The sequence below is a fragment of the Thermus caliditerrae genome (assembly GCF_021462525.1).
Classification (GTDB): domain Bacteria; phylum Deinococcota; class Deinococci; order Deinococcales; family Thermaceae; genus Thermus; species Thermus caliditerrae.
Genome location: NZ_JAKEDT010000001.1, coordinates 238177 through 254490 on the forward strand (window position 1 = coordinate 238177; position 16314 = coordinate 254490).

Below are 16314 nucleotides of genomic sequence, written 5' to 3' on the forward strand. Positions count from 1 at the left end.
CCCAAACCTGCGAAAGAGGGGTACGAAGGAGGTAGGGATGGAAGGCGAGGCCGAACTCTGGAGCTTTTTGGAAAGGCATCTACGGAGCATCTACGAGGGGGACCCCGAGGACTACCGGGCCACCACCCACGAGGAGCTCTCCCTCTACGAGTGGTTCGTGACCCCCCACCGCTTGGACGGCCTGCCCTTCCACCTCTACATGACGGAGCGCCGCTTTGCCACAGGGGGCAGGCCCTACCGCTTGGATCTCTTGGAAAAACGCCTCCAGCGCTACGGGGACGTAGCCATCTTAAGCTACACCCTCCTCCTCACGGTGGAGGAGGAAAGGGGGCTAACCCACCGGGCAGTGAACGAGAGCCGGGTGGCGGTGCGCTTCCCCGAGGGGTGGAAGGTGGTGCACGTGCACAAGAGCCCAGCCCAGTAGCCTCCCAAGCCGAACTGGGTCAAGAAGGGGCCGGGGGTACCCCCGGCCCTGGGCCTGAAAGAAGGCCACGCGCCCATGCACCAAAGCTGGTGGCTTGCCCGTGGCTTCTTTGGGACCCCCGTTGGGGCTTGCGCCCCAACGGGGTACCCTAGGCCCCCTCTTTCAGACGTTCCACCACCGAGCGGTCCTCGAGGGTGGAGGTGTCCCCCTTGATCTCCTTCTCCCCGGCGGCGATCTGCCGCAGGAGGCGGCGCATGATCTTGCCGGAGCGGGTTTTGGGCAAGGCCTCGGTGAAGCGCACCTCATCGGGCCGGGCGATGGCCCCGATCACCTTGGCCACGTGGGCCTTGAGCTCGTCCCGCAAGGCCTCCGAGGGCGCATGCCCCTCCTTCAGGGTCACGAAGGCCACGATGGCTTCCCCCTTCAGGGGGTCAGGGCGGCCCACCACCGCCGCTTCGGCCACCGCCGGGTGGGCCACCAGGGCCGACTCGATCTCCATGGTGCCCAGGCGGTGCCCCGCCACGTTCAAGACGTCGTCCACCCGGCCCAGAATCATGTGGTAGCCGTCCTGGTCCCGCCGGGCCCCGTCCCCGGTGAAGTAGACCCCGGGGTGCTGGCTGAAGTACTGCTGGAGGAAGCGCTCGGGGTCACCCCACACCGTGCGGAGCATGCTGGGCCAGGGGCGGGTGATGCAGAGGTGCCCACCCTCGTCGGGGTTCTCTACGGGCTTGTGCTCAGAATCCAGGATCTCGGGCTTCACCCCGAAGAAGGGCTTCCCCGCATGCCCAGGCTTCATGGCGTGGGCCCCGGGCAGGGTGGTGATCATGATGCCCCCGGTTTCCGTCTGCCACCAGGTGTCCACGATGGGGCACCGCCCCTTGCCGATGACGTTGTAGTACCAAAGCCAAGCCTCGGGGTTGATGGGCTCCCCCACGGTGCCCAGAAGGCGCAAGGAGTCCAGGCGGTGCTTCAGGGGCCAGCCTTCCCCCCACTTCATGAAGGCGCGGATGGCGGTGGGGGCGGTGTAGAGGATGCTCACCCCGTACTTATCGGTGATCTGCCAGAAGCGGTCGGGCTCGGGCCAGTTGGGAGCCCCCTCGTACATCACGGTGGTGGCCCCGTTCAGGAGGGGGCCGTAGACCACGTAGGAGTGCCCGGTGATCCAGCCCACGTCCGCGGTGCACCAGTACACATCCTCGTCCTTCAGGTCAAAGACCAGCTTGGTGGTGAGGTAGACGTAGGTCATGTAGCCGCCCAGGGTGTGGAGAACGCCCTTGGGCTTCCCCGTGGAGCCCGAGGTGTAGAGGATGAAGAGGGGCTCCTCCGCCTCCATGGGCTCCGCCTCGCAGCGGTCTGAAGCCGCCTCCATGAGCTCGTGCCACCAGTGGTCCCGGCCTGGGGTCCAGGGCACCTCCTCCCCGGTGCGGCGGACCACCACCACGTGCTCCACGCTGGGGGCCTCCTTGAGGGCCTCGTCGGCGTTCTGCTTTAGGGGTACCACCTGGCCCCGGCGGTAACCCCCGTCGGCGGTGATAAGCACCTTGGCCTCGGCGTCCTTGATGCGGTCGGCCAGGGCCCCGCTGGAAAAACCCCCAAAGACCACGGAGTGCACCGCCCCGATGCGGGTGGCGGCCAACATGGCGATGGCCGCCTCGGGGATCATGGGCAAATAGATGGTGACCCTATCCCCCTTCTTCACCCCCAGGCGCTTCAGGACGTTGGCGAACCGCTGCACCTCCCGCCAGAGGTCGTGGTAGGTGAGGACCCTTTCCTCCCCCGGCTCCCCCTCCCAGATGAGGGCGGCCTTGTTCTTGCGCCAGGTGGCCACATGGCGGTCCAGGGCGTTGTAGGAGAGGTTGGTCTTGCCCCCCACGAACCACTTGGGGTGGGGCAGATCCCCCTCCAGCACCTTCTGCCAGGGCTCAAACCAGTGGAGCTCCGAGGCCACCCGCCCCCAGAAGCCCTCGGGGTCTTTGAGGCTTTCCTCGTAGAGGCGCTGATACTCCTCCTCGCTCTTGATGTGGGCCTGCTGGCGGAAAGCTTCGCTGGGGTAGAATACCCGCTCCTCCTTGAGCACGCCTTCAATCCGGTCCATCTCCCCCTCCTTTGGCCCCGAGGATAGGCCGCTCCCGGTGCGGGGTCAAGAAAAAGAGGGTTTTTCACCATTTGCCAAAGGGTGTCTTTCTTGACAAGGGGCGGCTACCCTGCGGAAGATGAGCCCACCATGGCCAGGAAAAGAAGCCTCTCCACCGTCCAGGCAGCCTTGCGCATCCTGGCCTACCTGGCTGAGCACCCCGAGGGGGTGGAGGTGAAGGAGGTGGCCCGCCTCCTGGGCAAAAGCCTCTCCACCGCCTACGCCCTCTTGAACAGCCTGGCGGAGGAGGGATTTGCTGTGAAGACGGAGCGGGGCTACCGCCTCGGCACCACCAAGCCGGTGCCCGTGGAAAGCCCCAGGGGTCCCTACCTGGGCGAGGCCCTGGAGGAGCTTTACCTGCGCACCCGGGAGAGGTGCTACTTGGCCCTCCTCACCCCCGAAGGGGTGCGTCTCAAGACCCGGGGGCGGCAGGGCCAGCCCCACCCCTTGGGGGACACCCTTCCCGAGGAGGTCCACGCCCTGGCCCTGGGCAAGGTGCTCCTGGCCTTCGGAGCCCTGCCCCTTCCCCCCTTGCGCCCCCGCACCCCCTACACCCTCACCGATCCCCTGGCCCTCGAGGAGGAGCTCAAACGGGTGCGGGAGTCAGGGCTGGCGGCGGAGATGGAGGAGTACGCCCCCGGGCTTTCCGCCCTGGCCGCTCCCCTCTTCGGGCCCCGGGGGGAGCTTCTGGGAGCCCTGGGGGTGGTGGTGCCCGCCAGGCGGTTCCCCTTCGCCTTTAGCCGCCTGGCCCGGGCCCTCTCGGAGGTAGCCCAGGTTTCCCCCCATCTAAGCCCCCCCGAGCCCCCCAGTTTGGCCCCACCCCCAGAACCCAGCCTGCGGGTGGAGGCCGTCGAACCCCCCCGCACCCTCCGGGAGGAGGCCAACCTACAGGACTACGCCGAGGCCTACCGGGCGAGCCTCGAGGACCCCGAGGCCTTCTTCGGCCCCTTCGCCCGGGAGTTCTTATGGGAAAGCCCTTGGAAAGAGGTCTACGACCCGGAAAACCGCCGCTGGTTCGCGGGCGGGCGCACCAACGCCGCCCTAAACGCCCTGGACCGCCACCTGCCGCAAAGGGCCCAGCAGGTGGCCCTCCTCACCCTGGACGGGGAAGGCCGCCTGGAGAAGTGGACCTACCGCGAGCTCCATGACCTCTCCCGCCGCCTGGCGGGAGTCCTCCAGGCCCTGGGGGTGCAGGCGGGGGACCGGGTGGCCCTGTACCTGCCCACGGGGGTGGAAGCCGCTTTGAGCCTCCTGGCCCTGGCCCGCCTGGGCGCAGTGCACGTGGCCCTGCCGGTGGGCCTCGGCCCCGAGGCCCTGCGGGAAAGGCTGGTACAGAGCAAAGCCCGGCTCCTCATCGCCGCGGATAGCTACTTCCGCCGGGGACAGGCTATCCCCTTGCGCCCCGTGGTGGAGGCGGCGGTCCACGGGCTGGACCTCCCCATCCTGTGGCACCCCCGGGGCACCACCGAGTTCCTGGAACGGGCGTCGGAAGGAAGGTCGGTGGAGGCGGTGCCCGTGGAGGCCCATCACCCCCTCTTCCTCCTCTACACCTCGGGCTCCACAGGAAAGCCCAAGGGGGTGGTCCACGGCCACGGCGGGTACATGGTGGGGGTGGCCTGGGCCCTGCGGTACCTCTTTGACCTGAAGCCGGGGGAGGTCTTCCACACCACCGCCGACCTCTTTTGGGTGGTGGGCCACTCCTTCGGCCTCTACGCTCCCCTCCTCCTGGGGGGAACCAGCCTCCTGGTGGAGGACCGGCCCGACCACCCCAGCCCCGCCGCCTTCTACGAGAGGCTTGGGCGCCTGGGCGTGGACGTCCTCCTCACCTCCCCCACGGTCCTCCGGCTCCTCCGGCGCCACGGGGAGGCCCGGCCCACCGCCTTGCGCCTGGTGGGCAGCGTGGGGGAGGCCCTGGCCCCCGAGGTCTGGCGCTGGGCCCAGGAAAACCTGGCCTGGCCCCTGGACAACTGGTGGCAGACGGAGCTCGGGGCCCCGGCCCTGGCTACCCCCCTTGCCCTTCCCGCCAAGCCGGGGTTCGTGGGGGTGCCCCTGCCGGGGGTGGAGGCCCGGGTGGTGGACGCCGAAGGCCGGGTCCTGCCCCCGGGGGCCAAGGGCCACCTGGTCCTCCTGCGAACGGGCCCCGCCCACATGGTGGACCTCCTGGGGGGGGAAAGCCCCTGGCGCGGGGGCCTCTACTGGACAGGGGACCTAGCCACCTGGGACGAGGAAGGCTACTTCCGCATCCTGGGGCGCACAGACGAGGTCATCAAGGTGGGGGAGGCCCGGCTCGGCACCGCCGAGGTGGAGGCCATCGCCCTCACCCACCCCCAGGTGGCGGAGGCCGCGGCCATCGGCCTTCCTGGGGAGGAGGGGGAGGAGATGGCGGTCTTCGTGGTGCCCAAGAAGGAGGTGCCCGAGGAGCTCAAGCCCCTCCTGGCGGAAAAGCTCAAGGGGCACCTCCTGCGCCACCTGGGCCCGGTGCCCCCACCCCGGATCTACTTCACGGAAAGCCTTCCCCGAACCCGCAGCGGCAAGATCCTGCGGAGGCTTCTGAAAGCAGAGCTTTTGGGCATGGACCCGGGGGACACCTCGGGCCTGGAGGAGGGATATGGCACTGGAAAAGCTTCTTAAGGAGGAGGAGCGGCTTTGGGCTCCGGAAGGCCTCAGGCGACAGGCCAACCTGCAGGACTTCGCCGGGGAGTACCGCAGGAGCCTGGAAGACCCAGAGGGCTTCTGGGGGGAGTGGGCCAGGAGGTTTTACTGGGAGAAACCCTTTGAACGGGTGCTGGAGTGGAACCTTCCCGAGCACCGCTGGTTCCTTGGAGGCACCACCAACGCGGTCTACAACGCCCTGGAGCGGAACGTGGAAAGGGGCCTGCGCAACAAGGTGGCCCTCATTTACCTCGCGGAGGACGGCCGGGAGGAGAAGCTCACCTACGGGGAGCTTCTGGACCGGGTGCGCCGCTTGGCCACGGGGCTTAGGCGCCTGGGGGTAGAGAAGGGGGACCGGGTGGTCATCTACATGCCCCTGACCCTCGAGGGCGTCCTCTCCATGCTGGCCACCGCCTACCTGGGGGCCATCCACAGCGTGGTCTACGCGGGGCTCGGGGTGGCCGCCCTTAGGGAGCGCATCCTGGACGCGGGGGCCAAGCTCCTCATCGCCGGAGACGTGAGCTACCGGAGAGGCAAGGGGGTGGACCTCCGCTCCATCGTGGAGGAGGCCATTCGGGACCTGCCCCTAAAGGTGGTCTGGTTCCAGCGGGCCTTCCGGACCGAGCTTCCCGAAGGGCATTACGACTTCCAGGAGATCCTTTGGGGAAGCGCCCCCGAGGCCCGGGCGGAGATGGTGGACGCGGAGCACCCCCTCTTCATCCTCTACACCTCGGGCTCCACGGGCAAGCCCAAGGGCGTGGTGCACGTGCACGGGGGGTACATGGTGGGCACCACCTACCACCTGCGCACCTTCTTTGACGTGAAAGACGACGACGTCTACTGGGCCACCAGCGACATCGGCTGGATTGTGGGCCACTCCTACATCGTCTACGCCCCCCTTCTGGAGGGGGTGACCAGCGTCCTCAGGGAGGGCGCCCCCGACTACCCCGACCCTGGGGCCTTCTGGCAGGCGGTGGAGCGCCACCGGGTAAACGTGATGTTCACGGCCCCCACGGCGGTGCGCCTCTTCATGAAGTTCGGCCCCGAGTGGCCCAAGAGGTACGACCTCTCCTCCTTGCGCCTCGTGGCCGTGGCCGGGGAGCCCTTGAACCCCGAGGCCCTGCGCTGGGCTTACACGCACCTGATGGAAGAGGGCCAAAGGGGCTTTGTGGCCGACAACTGGTGGCAAACGGAACTGGGGGGGCCCACCCTGGGCACGCCTCTCACCCTCCCCGCCAAGCCGGGCTTCGCCGGGGTGGCCCTTCCCGGGGTGGAGGCGGCGGTGGTGGACGAGGACGGGAAGCCGGTACCCCCGGGCCAGGGCGGGCTTTTGGTGCTCAAGCGCCCCTTCCCCCACATGATGCGCACCGTCTGGGGCAACCACGAGCGGTACCTGCAGTACTGGCGGGAGGTGCCGGGGGGCGTGTACGCCGCCGGGGACGTGGCCAGCCGGGACGAGGAGGGCTACTTTAGCGTTCTCGGGCGGGCGGACGACGTCCTGAACGTGGCGGGGCACCGCATCGGCACCGCGGACGTGGAAAGCGCCCTGGTCTCCCACCCCGCCGTGGCTGAAGCCGCCGTCATCGGGGTGCCCGACCCCCTCAAGGGGGAAGCCATCAAGGCCTTCGTGGTCCTTAGGCTGGGGGAGAGCCCTTCCGAAGAGCTCAAGGAAGGCCTCATCGCCCACGTGCGCCGGGAGCTGGGCCCCATCGCCACCCCCTCGGAGGTGGTCTTCCTGGACAAGCTCCCCAAGACCCGGTCAGGAAAGATTTTGAGGCGGCTCCTTAAGGCCCAGGAGCTGGGGAAAGACCCCGGGGACCTCTCCACCCTCGAGGAGTAGCCCCCTCTCTCCTGGGGGGCGGGGTTTCCCCACCCCCTTTTCTTGGGAAACCCCGCCTTTTTCGCATGCCCGCAAAGCCAAGGTTTCTTGACACCCCCCTCATCCTTCCCTAAGATGGCCGCCAACCGCGAGGGAAGCCAAAAGTAGGAGGCGCAAAAGGCGCTTCCCAAGCGGGGGAGGGAGTTATGGAGAAGGCGACGGAGTACTGGAAGGCCAACACCTCGCTCATACGAAACCTGCTCCTCATCTGGGCTTTGGTTTCGTACGTCTTCGGCATCCTCCTGGTGGAGCCCTTAAACGGCATCCGCCTGGGAGGGGTTCCCCTGGGCTTCTGGTTCGCCCAGCAAGGGAGCATCTACGTCTTCGTGGTCCTCATCTTCTACTACGCCTGGAGGATGGACCAGCTGGACCGGCACTACGGGGTGCACGAGTAGGGGTGGAGCATGAGCGTTGAGACCTGGACCTACCTCATTGTGGGCATCACCTTCGCCGCCTACATCTACATCGGCTACGCCTCGAGGGTGCGGGAGACCGCGGGGTTCTACGTGGCAGGGCGCGGGGTGCCCGCCATCGCCAACGGGGCGGCCACCGCCGCCGACTGGATGTCCGCCGCCAGCTTCATCTCCATGGCGGGCCTCATCTCCTCCATGGGCTACGACGGGGCGGTGTACCTCATGGGCTGGACCGGGGGCTACGTGCTCCTGGCCCTCCTCCTGGCCCCCTACCTGCGCAAGTACGGCAAGTACACCGTGCCCGACTTCATCGGCGACCGCTACTACTCCCACACCGCCCGGGCGGTGGCGGCCATCGCCACCATCTTCATCTCCCTCACCTACGTGGCCGGGCAGATGCGGGGTGTGGGCATCGTCTTCAGCCGCTTCCTCCAGGTAGACATCGCCACCGGGGTGATCATCGGGGTAGCGGTAGTGGCCTTCTTCGCCGTGCTGGGCGGCATGAAGGGCATCACCTGGACCCAGGTGGCCCAGTATTCGGTGCTCATCATCGCCTACCTGATCCCGGCCATCGCCATCGCCAACGTGCTCACCGGCAACCCCATCCCTCAGCTGGCCTTCACCTTCAGCGACCTGGTGAGCCGCCTCAACCAAATCCAGGTGGACCTGGGCTTCACCGAGTACACCAAGCCCTTCCAGGGCAAGCCCATGATCGACATCCTGGCCATCACCCTGGCCCTGATGGTGGGCACCGCCGGGCTTCCCCACGTGATCATCCGCTTCTACACCGTGCCTGACGTGCGCTCGGCCCGCTACTCTGCCGGCTGGGCCCTCCTCTTCATCGCCCTCCTCTACACCACGGCCCCGGCGCTTGCCGCTTTCGCCCGCTACAACCTCATCTCCACCCTGAACGGCAAGACCCTGGAGGAGGTGCGCCAGATCGAATGGGTGGCCAAGTGGGAAAAGACCAAGCTCCTGGCCTTCGTGGACAAGGACGGGGACGGCAAGGTCACCATCGCCCCGGGGCGGGCCTTCACCCTCAAAGGAGGCAGGCCGGACTTCAACACCCCGGACGAGAAGAGCAAAAACGAGGTCCACTTGGACAACGACATCATCGTCCTCTCCACCCCGGAGGTGGCCCGCCTCGCCCCCTTCGTGATCGCCTTGGTGGCGGCGGGCGGTCTGGCCGCGGCCCTCTCCACGGCGGCAGGGCTCCTTCTGGCCATGTCCAGCGCCATCTCCCACGACATCTACTACCGCATCTTCCGCCCCAACGCCACCGAGGCCCAGCGCCTTTTGGCGGGGCGCATCGTGATCCTCCTGGCGGTGATCCTGGCCGGCTACTTCGGGGTGAACCCCCCCGGCTTCGTGGCCCAGGTGGTGGCCTTCGCCTTCGGCCTGGCGGCGGCCAGCCTCTTCCCCGCCATCCTCTTGGGCATCTTTGACAAGCGCATGAACCGGGAGGGGGCCATCGCCGGCATCCTGGTGGGCCTCATCTTCACCGCGGTCATGATCGGGATGATGCGGGCGCCGCAGATCTTCGGGGCCCCGGCCCCGGTGATCCCCAACCTTTTCGGCATCAGCGCCGAAGGGGTAGGCGTTATCGGCATGATCCTGAACTTCATCGTGGCCTACGTGGTCTCCCGGGCCACGCCTCCGCCTCCGGAGCACATCCAGCACCTGGTGGAGGAGATCCGCGTCCCGAGGGGGGCAGGCCAGGCGGCGGAACACTGAGGTGAAAGGGGGGCGCAGGCCCCCCTAAAATGCCCCTATGCTCCTCCTTTACCTGCGGTTTTACCTGGGAAGCCTGGTGGCGCTTTTTGGCTTCTACCTCTCCGGCCACTACCTCCTGGCTCTCCCCTTCCCCACCCCGGCCACCCTGTTCCACCTGGCCTTGGGGACCCTGGTGGGGATGGGCCTGGGGGTGCTCTACCACCGGCTCTGGCCCCTGCCCCCGCCGGGGCTTGCCCGGGTGGTGCGGCTCTTCGTTCTCCTGCCCCCGGCCTTCATGCTGGGGATTGGGCTTCTTGTGCTGCTCCAGGCCCAGGTGGCGTTGCACCTCCTGGTGCCCCTCCTGGCCTGGCTAACCCCGGACTATGGACCCAAGAACGCTTCCACCCCTGAGCGCCCTTCCCGAGGCTGAGCGGGAGGCCCTGCTGGCGGAGGCCCAGGAAGGGGTCTACCCGCCAGGCCACCGCTTTTTGGAGCAGGGGGGGGCACCCGCCCGGGGGCTCTACCTGGTCCTCGAGGGGGAGGTCGTCCTCCTGGACGGCGAGGAACCGGTGGGCACCTTGGGGCCTGGGGAGTTCTTCGGCTTCCCCTCCCTCCTCTCCGGGGAACCCCCCGCCTTCGGTGTGGAGGCCCGGGGACCAGTGAGGGTCCTAACGTTTCCGGAAGAGGCCTTCCGCAGGCTCCTCACCCACCCTGAGGCGGGCCGCTTCTTCGAGCACGGGCTCTGGGAGCGGGTCCGGCTCAAAGCCGCCCCGGACCTCTCCCTCTTCGCCCCCGTGGGGCGGCTCGTGCGCAAAGCGCCCATCTTTATCTCCCCCTCGGCTACGGTGGCGGAGGCGGCCCAGGTCATGCGGCGGGAGGGGATCTCCAGCCTGCTGGTGGCCGGGGAGCCCCCCGGCATCCTCACCGACCGGGACCTGCGCAACCGGGTGCTGGCGGAAGGCCGCCCCTCCAGCACCCCGGTGCGGGAGGTCATGAGCGCCCCCCTCTTCGCCCTGCCGGCGGAGACCCCCCTTTACGAGGCGGTGGCGGCCATGGTGGAAAGGGGCATCCACCACCTCCCCCTCCTGGAGGGGGAACGGGTGGTGGGGGTGGTGACCCACACCGATCTGGTGCTGAGCCAGGCGCAAAGCCCCCTTCTCCTCCTGCGGCGCATTGAGCGGCTGGAGCTGGAGCGGTACAGCCTCGAGGTGGCCTCCCTGGTGGAGGCCCTCTTCCAAAAGGGCCTGGGCGGGGTGGAGATCGGCCGGGTGGTGGCCTCCTTGAACGACGCCCTCGTCCGCCGCCTGGTGAAGGAGGCGGAGGCCGCCTTGGGCCCTCCCCCCACCGCCTACGCCTTCATGGTCTTCGGCTCGGAAGGAAGAAGAGAGCAAGCCCTGCTCACCGACCAGGACAACGCCCTGGTCCTGGCGGAAGCGGGGCACGAAGGCTACTTCCAGGCCCTGGCAGAGCACGTGGTGGGAGGGCTGATCCGCGCCGGTATCCCCGAGTGTAAGGGCGGGTACATGGCCACCCGCTGGCGGATGCCCCTTTCCGAATGGACGGCCACCTTCCGCAAGTGGATGGAGGCCCCTGAGCCCCAGGCCCTCCTGGAAACCCAGATCTTCTTCGACCTGCGCCAAGCGGCGGGCAGCCTCTCCCTGAGGCCCCTGGAGGAAACCTTCCTGGAGGAAAGCCGCAAAGGCGTCTTCCTCTACCACTTGGCCCAGGCCAGCCTGGCCTTCCGCCCGCCCCTGGGCCTGTTCGGCCGGGTGCGCACCGAGGAGGGGTTCGTGGACCTCAAGCGTCACGCCCTGGCCCCCATCGTCTCCCTGGCCCGGCTCTACGCCCTGATGGCCGGAAGCCTGGCTAAGGGCACCCCAGAGCGCCTGGAGGCCGCCGCAGCCGGGGGTACCCTGAGCCGGGAGGGGGCGGAACGCCTGGCCGAGGCCTTCCGCTTCTTCTTCGCCTTGCGCCTGGCCCACCAGCTCCGGGCCCTAAAGGAGGGGAAGGCAGTGAGCAACCGGGTGCTCTGGTCCTCCCTCTCCCCTGGGGAGAGGCGGGAGGCCCTCGAGGGCTTCCGGATCATCGCCGAGGTGCAGGAGAGCACGGCAAGCCGCTTCCAGTTGCGATGAAGGAAAAGGCCCTAGCCCTCTTTTTCCTGGCCATCCTCCTCTTCCTGCTGCCTCTAGACCTCCTCTTCCGCCAAACCGAGGGCCCCTGGGGGCTTCCGCCCCTTTACCTTTACCTCTACGGAGCCTGGGGCTTCGTGGTCCTCCTGGCCTACCGCTTCTTTCGCAAGCCATGAGCCCCTCCCTTCTCCTCACCAGCCTCGCCCTCTACCTGGGCCTCCTCTTCCTGGTGGCCCTCCTGGGCGAAGGCCGGGGCAAGGCCCTGGCCCAGGGCCCGTGGGCTTACGCCCTTTCCCTAGCGGTCTACGCCACTGCCTGGACCTTCATGGGAAGCGTGGGCCGGGCGGCCACGGAAGGAGCCACCTTCTTGCCCATCTACCTAGGGCCCACCCTGGTCCTTCTCTTTTGGCCCCTCCTTCACGGGCGGCTACTCCAGCTGGCCCGCGCCCACCGCCTCACTTCCTGGGCGGACTTCCTCTTCCTACGCTACCGCCATCCCCTTCTGGGCCCCCTGGCTGCAGCCTTCCTGGTGGTGGGCCTCCTCCCCTACCTTGCCCTACAGCTCAAGGCCATCGCCCAGGCCTTCCTCTTCCTCAGCGGGGAGAAGGAGCCCTTGGCCGATGTGGCTTTCCCCACGGCCCTCTTCCTCGCCCTCTTCGCCATCCTCTTCGGCACCCGCCGCCTGGACCCCTCGGAGCGGCATCAGGGCCTGGTGTTGGCGGTGGCCTTCGAGTCCCTGGTAAAGCTCCTGGCCTTCCTCCTGGTGGGGGTAACGATGCTCTGGAGCCTGGGGAACCCCTTCCCTCAGGCCCAGAGTCGCCCTGAGCTGGCACCCCTGCTTCTCCCTCCCGAGGGGCTTGCGGGATACCTGGCGTGGGTGAGCCTGATTCTCCTCTCCGGCCTGGCCTTCCTCTTCCTGCCCCGGCAGTTCCACGTGAGCGTGGTGGAAAACGTGGACCCCAAGCACCTCCCCCTGGCGGCCTGGGCCTTCCCCCTTTACCTCCTCCTCATCAACCTGCCGGTGCTGCCCCTGGCCCTTCTGGGCCGGCTCCACCTGCCTGGAGAAAACCCCGACCTCTACGTCCTGGCCCTCCCCCTGGAGATAAGCCCTCTCCTGGCCCTCCTGGCCTTCCTAGGGGGGGTTTCCGCGGCCACAGCCATGGTGGTGGTGGAAAGCCTGGCCCTCTCCATCCTGATTTCCAACCACCTTCTCTCCCCCCTTCTCCTCCGCTACCGCGCCCTGGGCAGCCTCCTCCTGTGGCGGCGGCTGGCCATCTTGCTGGTGATGCTCCTGGCCTACCTTTACTTCCGCCTGGCGGGGGAGGCCTACGCCCTGGTGGGCATGGGCCTCATCTCCTTTGTGGCCGTGGCCCAGCTGGCCCCGGCCAGCCTTCTTGGCCTCTTCTGGAAAGGAACCACCCCGCAAGGGGCCCTGGCGGGCCTCCTTGGGGGCACGGCCCTTTGGGCCTACACCCTTTTCCTCCCCGCTCTAGCCCGCTCGGGCTGGCTCCCCAAGGGCTTCCTGGAGGGCCCCCACCCCCTCCTCAGGCCCGAGGGGCTTTTGGGCCTCTCCGGCCTGGACCCCGTCACCCACGGTTTCCTAGCGAGCCTCACCCTCAACCTGGCCCTCACCCTGGGGGTATCCCTCTTCACCCGGCAGGAAGCGCCCTCGAGGGACCGCACGGGGGAGGTGGAGGAGTTGGCCGCCCTTTTGCGGCGCGTCCTTGGCCCGGAAGCTGGCGAAGCCTTCCTGGAGCAGGCCACGGGGCTACGAGGGCCGGAGGCCGCGGCCTTGGCGGAGGCCTGGCTGGCGGGGTCAGTGGGACCCGCCACCGCCCGGCTTCTCCTTCTCTCCGCTACCCGGGAGGCCCCACCCCAGGCCCTGCGGGAGGAGGTGGAGGCAGCCGCCCGGGAGTCCAGGGCCCTCAGGACCTACGCCGAGGCCCTGGAGGCGGCAAGAAAGGAGCTTTCCGAAGCCTACGAGCGGTTGAAGGCCCTGGACCAGGCCAAGGATGAGCTTCTGGCGGCGGTTTCCCACGAGCTCAAGACCCCCCTGACCTCGGTGCGGGCCCTGGCGGAGATCCTCGAGGCCCACCCCGACCTGCCCGAGGAGGAGCGCCGCCGCTTCATCGCTCTCCTGGCCAAGGAGGCCGCCCGGCTCTCCCGCCTGGTGGACCAGGTTCTGGCCTACACCCGCTTGCAGGCGGGCCTGCCCCCCGCTTTAGCCCCCACAGACCTCAAGGGCCTGGCGGAGGAGGCCTTGGCTTTGGTCAAGCCCCTCAGCCTGGAAAGGGGCGTTAACATGGAGGAGGCTTTGGAAGCAGTCCACGCCCCAACCGACCGGGACCGCGTACTCCAGATCCTCTTGAACCTGCTGCACAACGCCCTGCGCCACGCGCGAAGGCGGGTGCGCCTGGAGCTTCACCGGAGGAACGGGGAGGCCCTCTTTCGCGTGGTGGACGATGGCCCTGGGGTGCCCGAGGAGGCGAGGCCACGGGTGTTTGAACCCTTCCAAAGCTTCTCCGGCGGAACCGGGCTGGGCCTATTCCTGGCCCGGCGGCTGGTGGAGGGGTTGGGAGGGAGAATCTGGCTGGAGAACGGCAACGGAACCACCTTTGCCTTCACCCTACCCCTGGAGGTGAGCCATGAGGATCCTGGTGGTGGACGACGAGGAGAGCATCCTGGTGCCCCTGGAGTTCCTCCTGAAGAAGGCGGGGCATGAGGTGACCTTGGCCCGGACGGGGGAGGAAGCCCTGGCCCATCTGGGGACGGGGAGCTTTGACCTGGTGGTGCTGGACCTGATGCTGCCCGGGTTGGACGGCTTCGCGGTTCTGGAGCACCTGCGGGGGCTTCCCACCCGGCCTAAGGTCCTGGTGCTCACCGCACGGGGGCAACAGGCGGACCGGGCTAAGGCCCTGGCCTTGGGAGCGGAGGCATTTTTACCAAAACCCTTTAGCATCCAGGAGCTTTTGGCTCAGGTGCAAAGTCTTGGGGAGGAAGGATGAGAGAAAGCCTGCGCTTCCTGGGCGCCCTCCTCCTGGGCCTCCTCCTGGTGGGGGGCGCGGTGGCCTTGGGCCTCTTTCTGCTCCTGCAGGGGGAAGAGGGCCTGAGGCAGGAGCTCTTGCGGGTAGCCAAGGCCAAGCTTCCCCTTCTGGGCTTCGTGGTCCTCCTCTTCACCCTGGTCCTGGCCGCCCTCCTCCACCCCCTCTTCCTGGGCTACCTGGCCGCTAGCCGGGCCTTGGGCCAGGAGGCAGAGGTTGTCCTGGCCAATCCCGGCCACCGCCTGCGCCTCAGGGGGCCCTTTGAACTCCAGGCCCTGGCAAGCCTCATCAACCGCCTGGCCGCGGAGAAGGAGGCCTTGGAACAGGAGGTGGCCGCCAAGATCGCCGAGGCCAAGGTCATCTCGGAGCAGGAGCGCGAGACCCTAGCTGCCCTCATCGGCCACCTCCCCCAAGGGGTGGTGCTCGCTAACCCTCGAGGCCAGGTGCTCCTCTACAACTCCACCGCCCGGCGGCTCTTGGGCGAGGGCCTGGGGGTGGGCAAAAGCCTCTTCGGCCTTCTGGACCGGGGCCTCTTGGCCCACGCCCTAGCCCTCCCGGAGGAGCGCTTTCTCACGCAAGGACCCAAGGGCCCCCTCCGCTTGCAGGTGGTGCCCCTGGAAGGGGAAGGGGGGTTCTTGGTGCTCCTGGAGGAGGGCAAGGAAGAGGGGGGCCTCGAGGGGAACACCCTGCACCGCTTGAAAGACAAGCTCGCGGGAATCAAGGCCCTGGTGGAAGCCTTAAGGGAAGAGGCTACCCCCCACCTCCAGCCCCTTCTGCAGGCGGCCCAGACCACGGCGGACGAGCTGGCAGCCCTGGTGGCCTCCCTAAGTCCCCCGCCCCAGGCGGCGGAGGTGCTGGCGGAGGACCTCTGGCCCCTCCTCTCCCAGGCCCTGGAACGGGAGGTGGGGGTTTCCCCAGGGATGTCCTTGGAGGAGGAGGCAAGGGGGCTGTTGGTTCAGGCCAACACCTACGCCCTGACCCAGGGGCTAGCGGCCACCCTGCGGGAAGAGGAGGAGGTCTTCCTGAAGGGCGCGCGCCAGGAGAGCCTGCTACACCTCACCTTCCACTTCCCCCACCCTGCCCCCGAACCCCACCCCCTGCTCCGCCAGGCGGTGGAAGGAGTGGGGGGAAGCCTTTGGCGGGAAGGAACCGCCCTCCACCTCCTCCTCCCCGCCCGGGAAGCCCCCCGCCTTCCCAAGAAGGAAGGACCCCCACCCCGGGCGGAGGTTTTTGACCTATCCCTCCTCCACACCCCCGAGGAGCTGGAGGAGGCCCCCTTGGAGGGGCTGCTCTACACCGCCTTCGACCTGGAAACCACCGGGCTGGACCCGGAAAAGGACGCCATCCTTGCCCTGGGAGCGGTGCACGTGCTGGGGCGAAGGGTGCTCCACCACGAGGTCTACGAGGCCCTGGTGGACCCGGGGCGTCCCATCCCCAAGGCCTCCACCGAGATCCACGGCCTCACCTGGGAAATGCTCAAGGGGAAGCCCAGGCTGGCGGAGGTTCTGCCGGGGTTCCGAGCCTTTTTGGAGGACACCGTGCTCCTGGCCCACAACGGAGCCTTCGATATGGCCTTTCTCAAACGGGTGGGCATCCACCAGCCCCCCCTGGTGGACACCCTCCTCCTTTCGCACCTCCTCTTCCCCGACCTCGAGGACCACCGCCTGGAAACCCTGGCCGAGCGCTTCGGGGTGCCGGTCCTGGGCCGCCACACCGCTTTGGGGGACGCCCTGATGACCGCGGAGGTCTTCGCCCGCATGGTGCCTCTCCTGAAAGAAAGGGGATACCGCACCCTGGGCGAAGTGCTCCAGGCCTGCGCCCGCCTCCCCCTGGCCCGGCTCAAGTACTAAGTATCTGCGCACAAAGGCTGCCCCATCGGCTAAAGCCAAAGCGGCTTGCTTATCGCCTCTTTGGGGCCCCCGTCTTGGC

The 16314-nt window shown here is 68.0% G+C and carries 12 protein-coding genes; 11 read left to right on the top strand and 1 reads right to left on the bottom strand.

The window, feature by feature from the left end:
* Nucleotides 1-37 precede the first annotated feature (37 nt).
* Nucleotides 38-424: a nuclear transport factor 2 family protein gene (locus tag L1088_RS01250; RefSeq protein ID WP_234553384.1), complete on the top strand. Its 387-nt coding sequence runs from the start codon at nt 38-40 to the stop codon at nt 422-424.
* A gap of 148 nt (nt 425-572) precedes the next feature.
* Here the strand turns inward: L1088_RS01250 and acs are convergent, their stop codons facing one another.
* A complete protein-coding gene (gene acs / locus L1088_RS01255) occupies nt 573-2519 on the bottom strand; it encodes an acetate--CoA ligase (RefSeq protein ID WP_234553385.1) in 1947 nt (648 codons plus the stop codon).
* Nucleotides 2520-2648: 129 nt separating this feature from the next.
* On the opposite strand from acs, the gene L1088_RS01260 reads away from it, so the two are divergent.
* From L1088_RS01260 to L1088_RS01305, 10 genes are all read left to right on the top strand, one after another.
* A complete protein-coding gene (locus L1088_RS01260; protein WP_234553386.1) occupies nt 2649-5189 on the top strand; it encodes an AMP-binding protein in 2541 nt (846 codons plus the stop codon).
* A complete protein-coding gene (locus tag L1088_RS01265; protein ID WP_234553387.1) occupies nt 5167-7050 on the top strand; it encodes an acetate--CoA ligase in 1884 nt (627 codons plus the stop codon). Before L1088_RS01260 ends, L1088_RS01265 begins: the two co-directional genes overlap by 23 nt.
* A gap of 185 nt (nt 7051-7235) precedes the next feature.
* Entirely contained in the window at nt 7236-7484 is a 249-nt protein-coding gene (locus L1088_RS01270; RefSeq protein ID WP_038047276.1) for a DUF4212 domain-containing protein, read from the top strand.
* Between the two features lie 9 nt (nt 7485-7493).
* Entirely contained in the window at nt 7494-9236 is a 1743-nt protein-coding gene (locus tag L1088_RS01275; protein WP_234553388.1) for a sodium:solute symporter family protein, read from the top strand.
* Nucleotides 9237-9273: 37 nt separating this feature from the next.
* Complete coding sequence (locus tag L1088_RS01280; protein ID WP_234553389.1) at nt 9274-9645, top strand: hypothetical protein; 372 nt, start codon at nt 9274-9276, stop codon at nt 9643-9645.
* A complete protein-coding gene (locus L1088_RS01285; RefSeq protein WP_234553390.1) occupies nt 9599-11347 on the top strand; it encodes a DUF294 nucleotidyltransferase-like domain-containing protein in 1749 nt (582 codons plus the stop codon). Before L1088_RS01280 ends, L1088_RS01285 begins: the two co-directional genes overlap by 47 nt.
* Nucleotides 11344-11520 carry a hypothetical protein gene (locus tag L1088_RS01290; protein ID WP_200874489.1) on the top strand — a complete coding sequence of 59 codons (177 nt, stop codon included), beginning with the start codon at nt 11344-11346 and terminating at the stop codon, nt 11518-11520. The genes L1088_RS01285 and L1088_RS01290 overlap by 4 nt, the downstream gene beginning before the upstream one ends.
* Nucleotides 11517-14066: a sensor histidine kinase gene (locus L1088_RS01295; RefSeq protein WP_234553391.1), complete on the top strand. Its 2550-nt coding sequence runs from the start codon at nt 11517-11519 to the stop codon at nt 14064-14066. Before L1088_RS01290 ends, L1088_RS01295 begins: the two co-directional genes overlap by 4 nt.
* On the top strand, nt 13990-14349 hold the full coding sequence (locus tag L1088_RS01300) for a response regulator transcription factor (RefSeq protein WP_234553392.1): 360 nt from the start codon (nt 13990-13992) through the stop codon (nt 14347-14349). The genes L1088_RS01295 and L1088_RS01300 overlap by 77 nt, the downstream gene beginning before the upstream one ends.
* On the top strand, nt 14346-16235 hold the full coding sequence (locus L1088_RS01305; protein ID WP_234553393.1) for a 3'-5' exonuclease: 1890 nt from the start codon (nt 14346-14348) through the stop codon (nt 16233-16235). Before L1088_RS01300 ends, L1088_RS01305 begins: the two co-directional genes overlap by 4 nt.
* Nucleotides 16236-16314: the final 79 nt, after the last annotated feature.

Excerpts from the sequence above, each read along its gene's own strand:
- L1088_RS01265 (WP_234553387.1), top strand. The coding sequence starts at position 5,167 with ATGGCACTGGAAAAGCTTCTTAAGGAGGAGGAGCGGCTTTGGGCTCCG.
- L1088_RS01300 (WP_234553392.1), top strand. The coding sequence starts at position 13,990 with ATGAGGATCCTGGTGGTGGACGACGAGGAGAGCATCCTGGTGCCCCTG.
- acs (WP_234553385.1), bottom strand. The coding sequence starts at position 2,519 with ATGGACCGGATTGAAGGCGTGCTCAAGGAGGAGCGGGTATTCTACCCC.
- L1088_RS01250 (WP_234553384.1), top strand. The coding sequence starts at position 38 with ATGGAAGGCGAGGCCGAACTCTGGAGCTTTTTGGAAAGGCATCTACGG.
- L1088_RS01305 (WP_234553393.1), top strand. The coding sequence starts at position 14,346 with ATGAGAGAAAGCCTGCGCTTCCTGGGCGCCCTCCTCCTGGGCCTCCTC.
- L1088_RS01285 (WP_234553390.1), top strand. The coding sequence starts at position 9,599 with ATGGACCCAAGAACGCTTCCACCCCTGAGCGCCCTTCCCGAGGCTGAG.
- L1088_RS01260 (WP_234553386.1), top strand. The coding sequence starts at position 2,649 with ATGGCCAGGAAAAGAAGCCTCTCCACCGTCCAGGCAGCCTTGCGCATC.
- L1088_RS01275 (WP_234553388.1), top strand. The coding sequence starts at position 7,494 with ATGAGCGTTGAGACCTGGACCTACCTCATTGTGGGCATCACCTTCGCC.
- L1088_RS01280 (WP_234553389.1), top strand. The coding sequence starts at position 9,274 with ATGCTCCTCCTTTACCTGCGGTTTTACCTGGGAAGCCTGGTGGCGCTT.
- L1088_RS01270 (WP_038047276.1), top strand. The coding sequence starts at position 7,236 with ATGGAGAAGGCGACGGAGTACTGGAAGGCCAACACCTCGCTCATACGA.
- L1088_RS01290 (WP_200874489.1), top strand. The coding sequence starts at position 11,344 with ATGAAGGAAAAGGCCCTAGCCCTCTTTTTCCTGGCCATCCTCCTCTTC.
- L1088_RS01295 (WP_234553391.1), top strand. The coding sequence starts at position 11,517 with ATGAGCCCCTCCCTTCTCCTCACCAGCCTCGCCCTCTACCTGGGCCTC.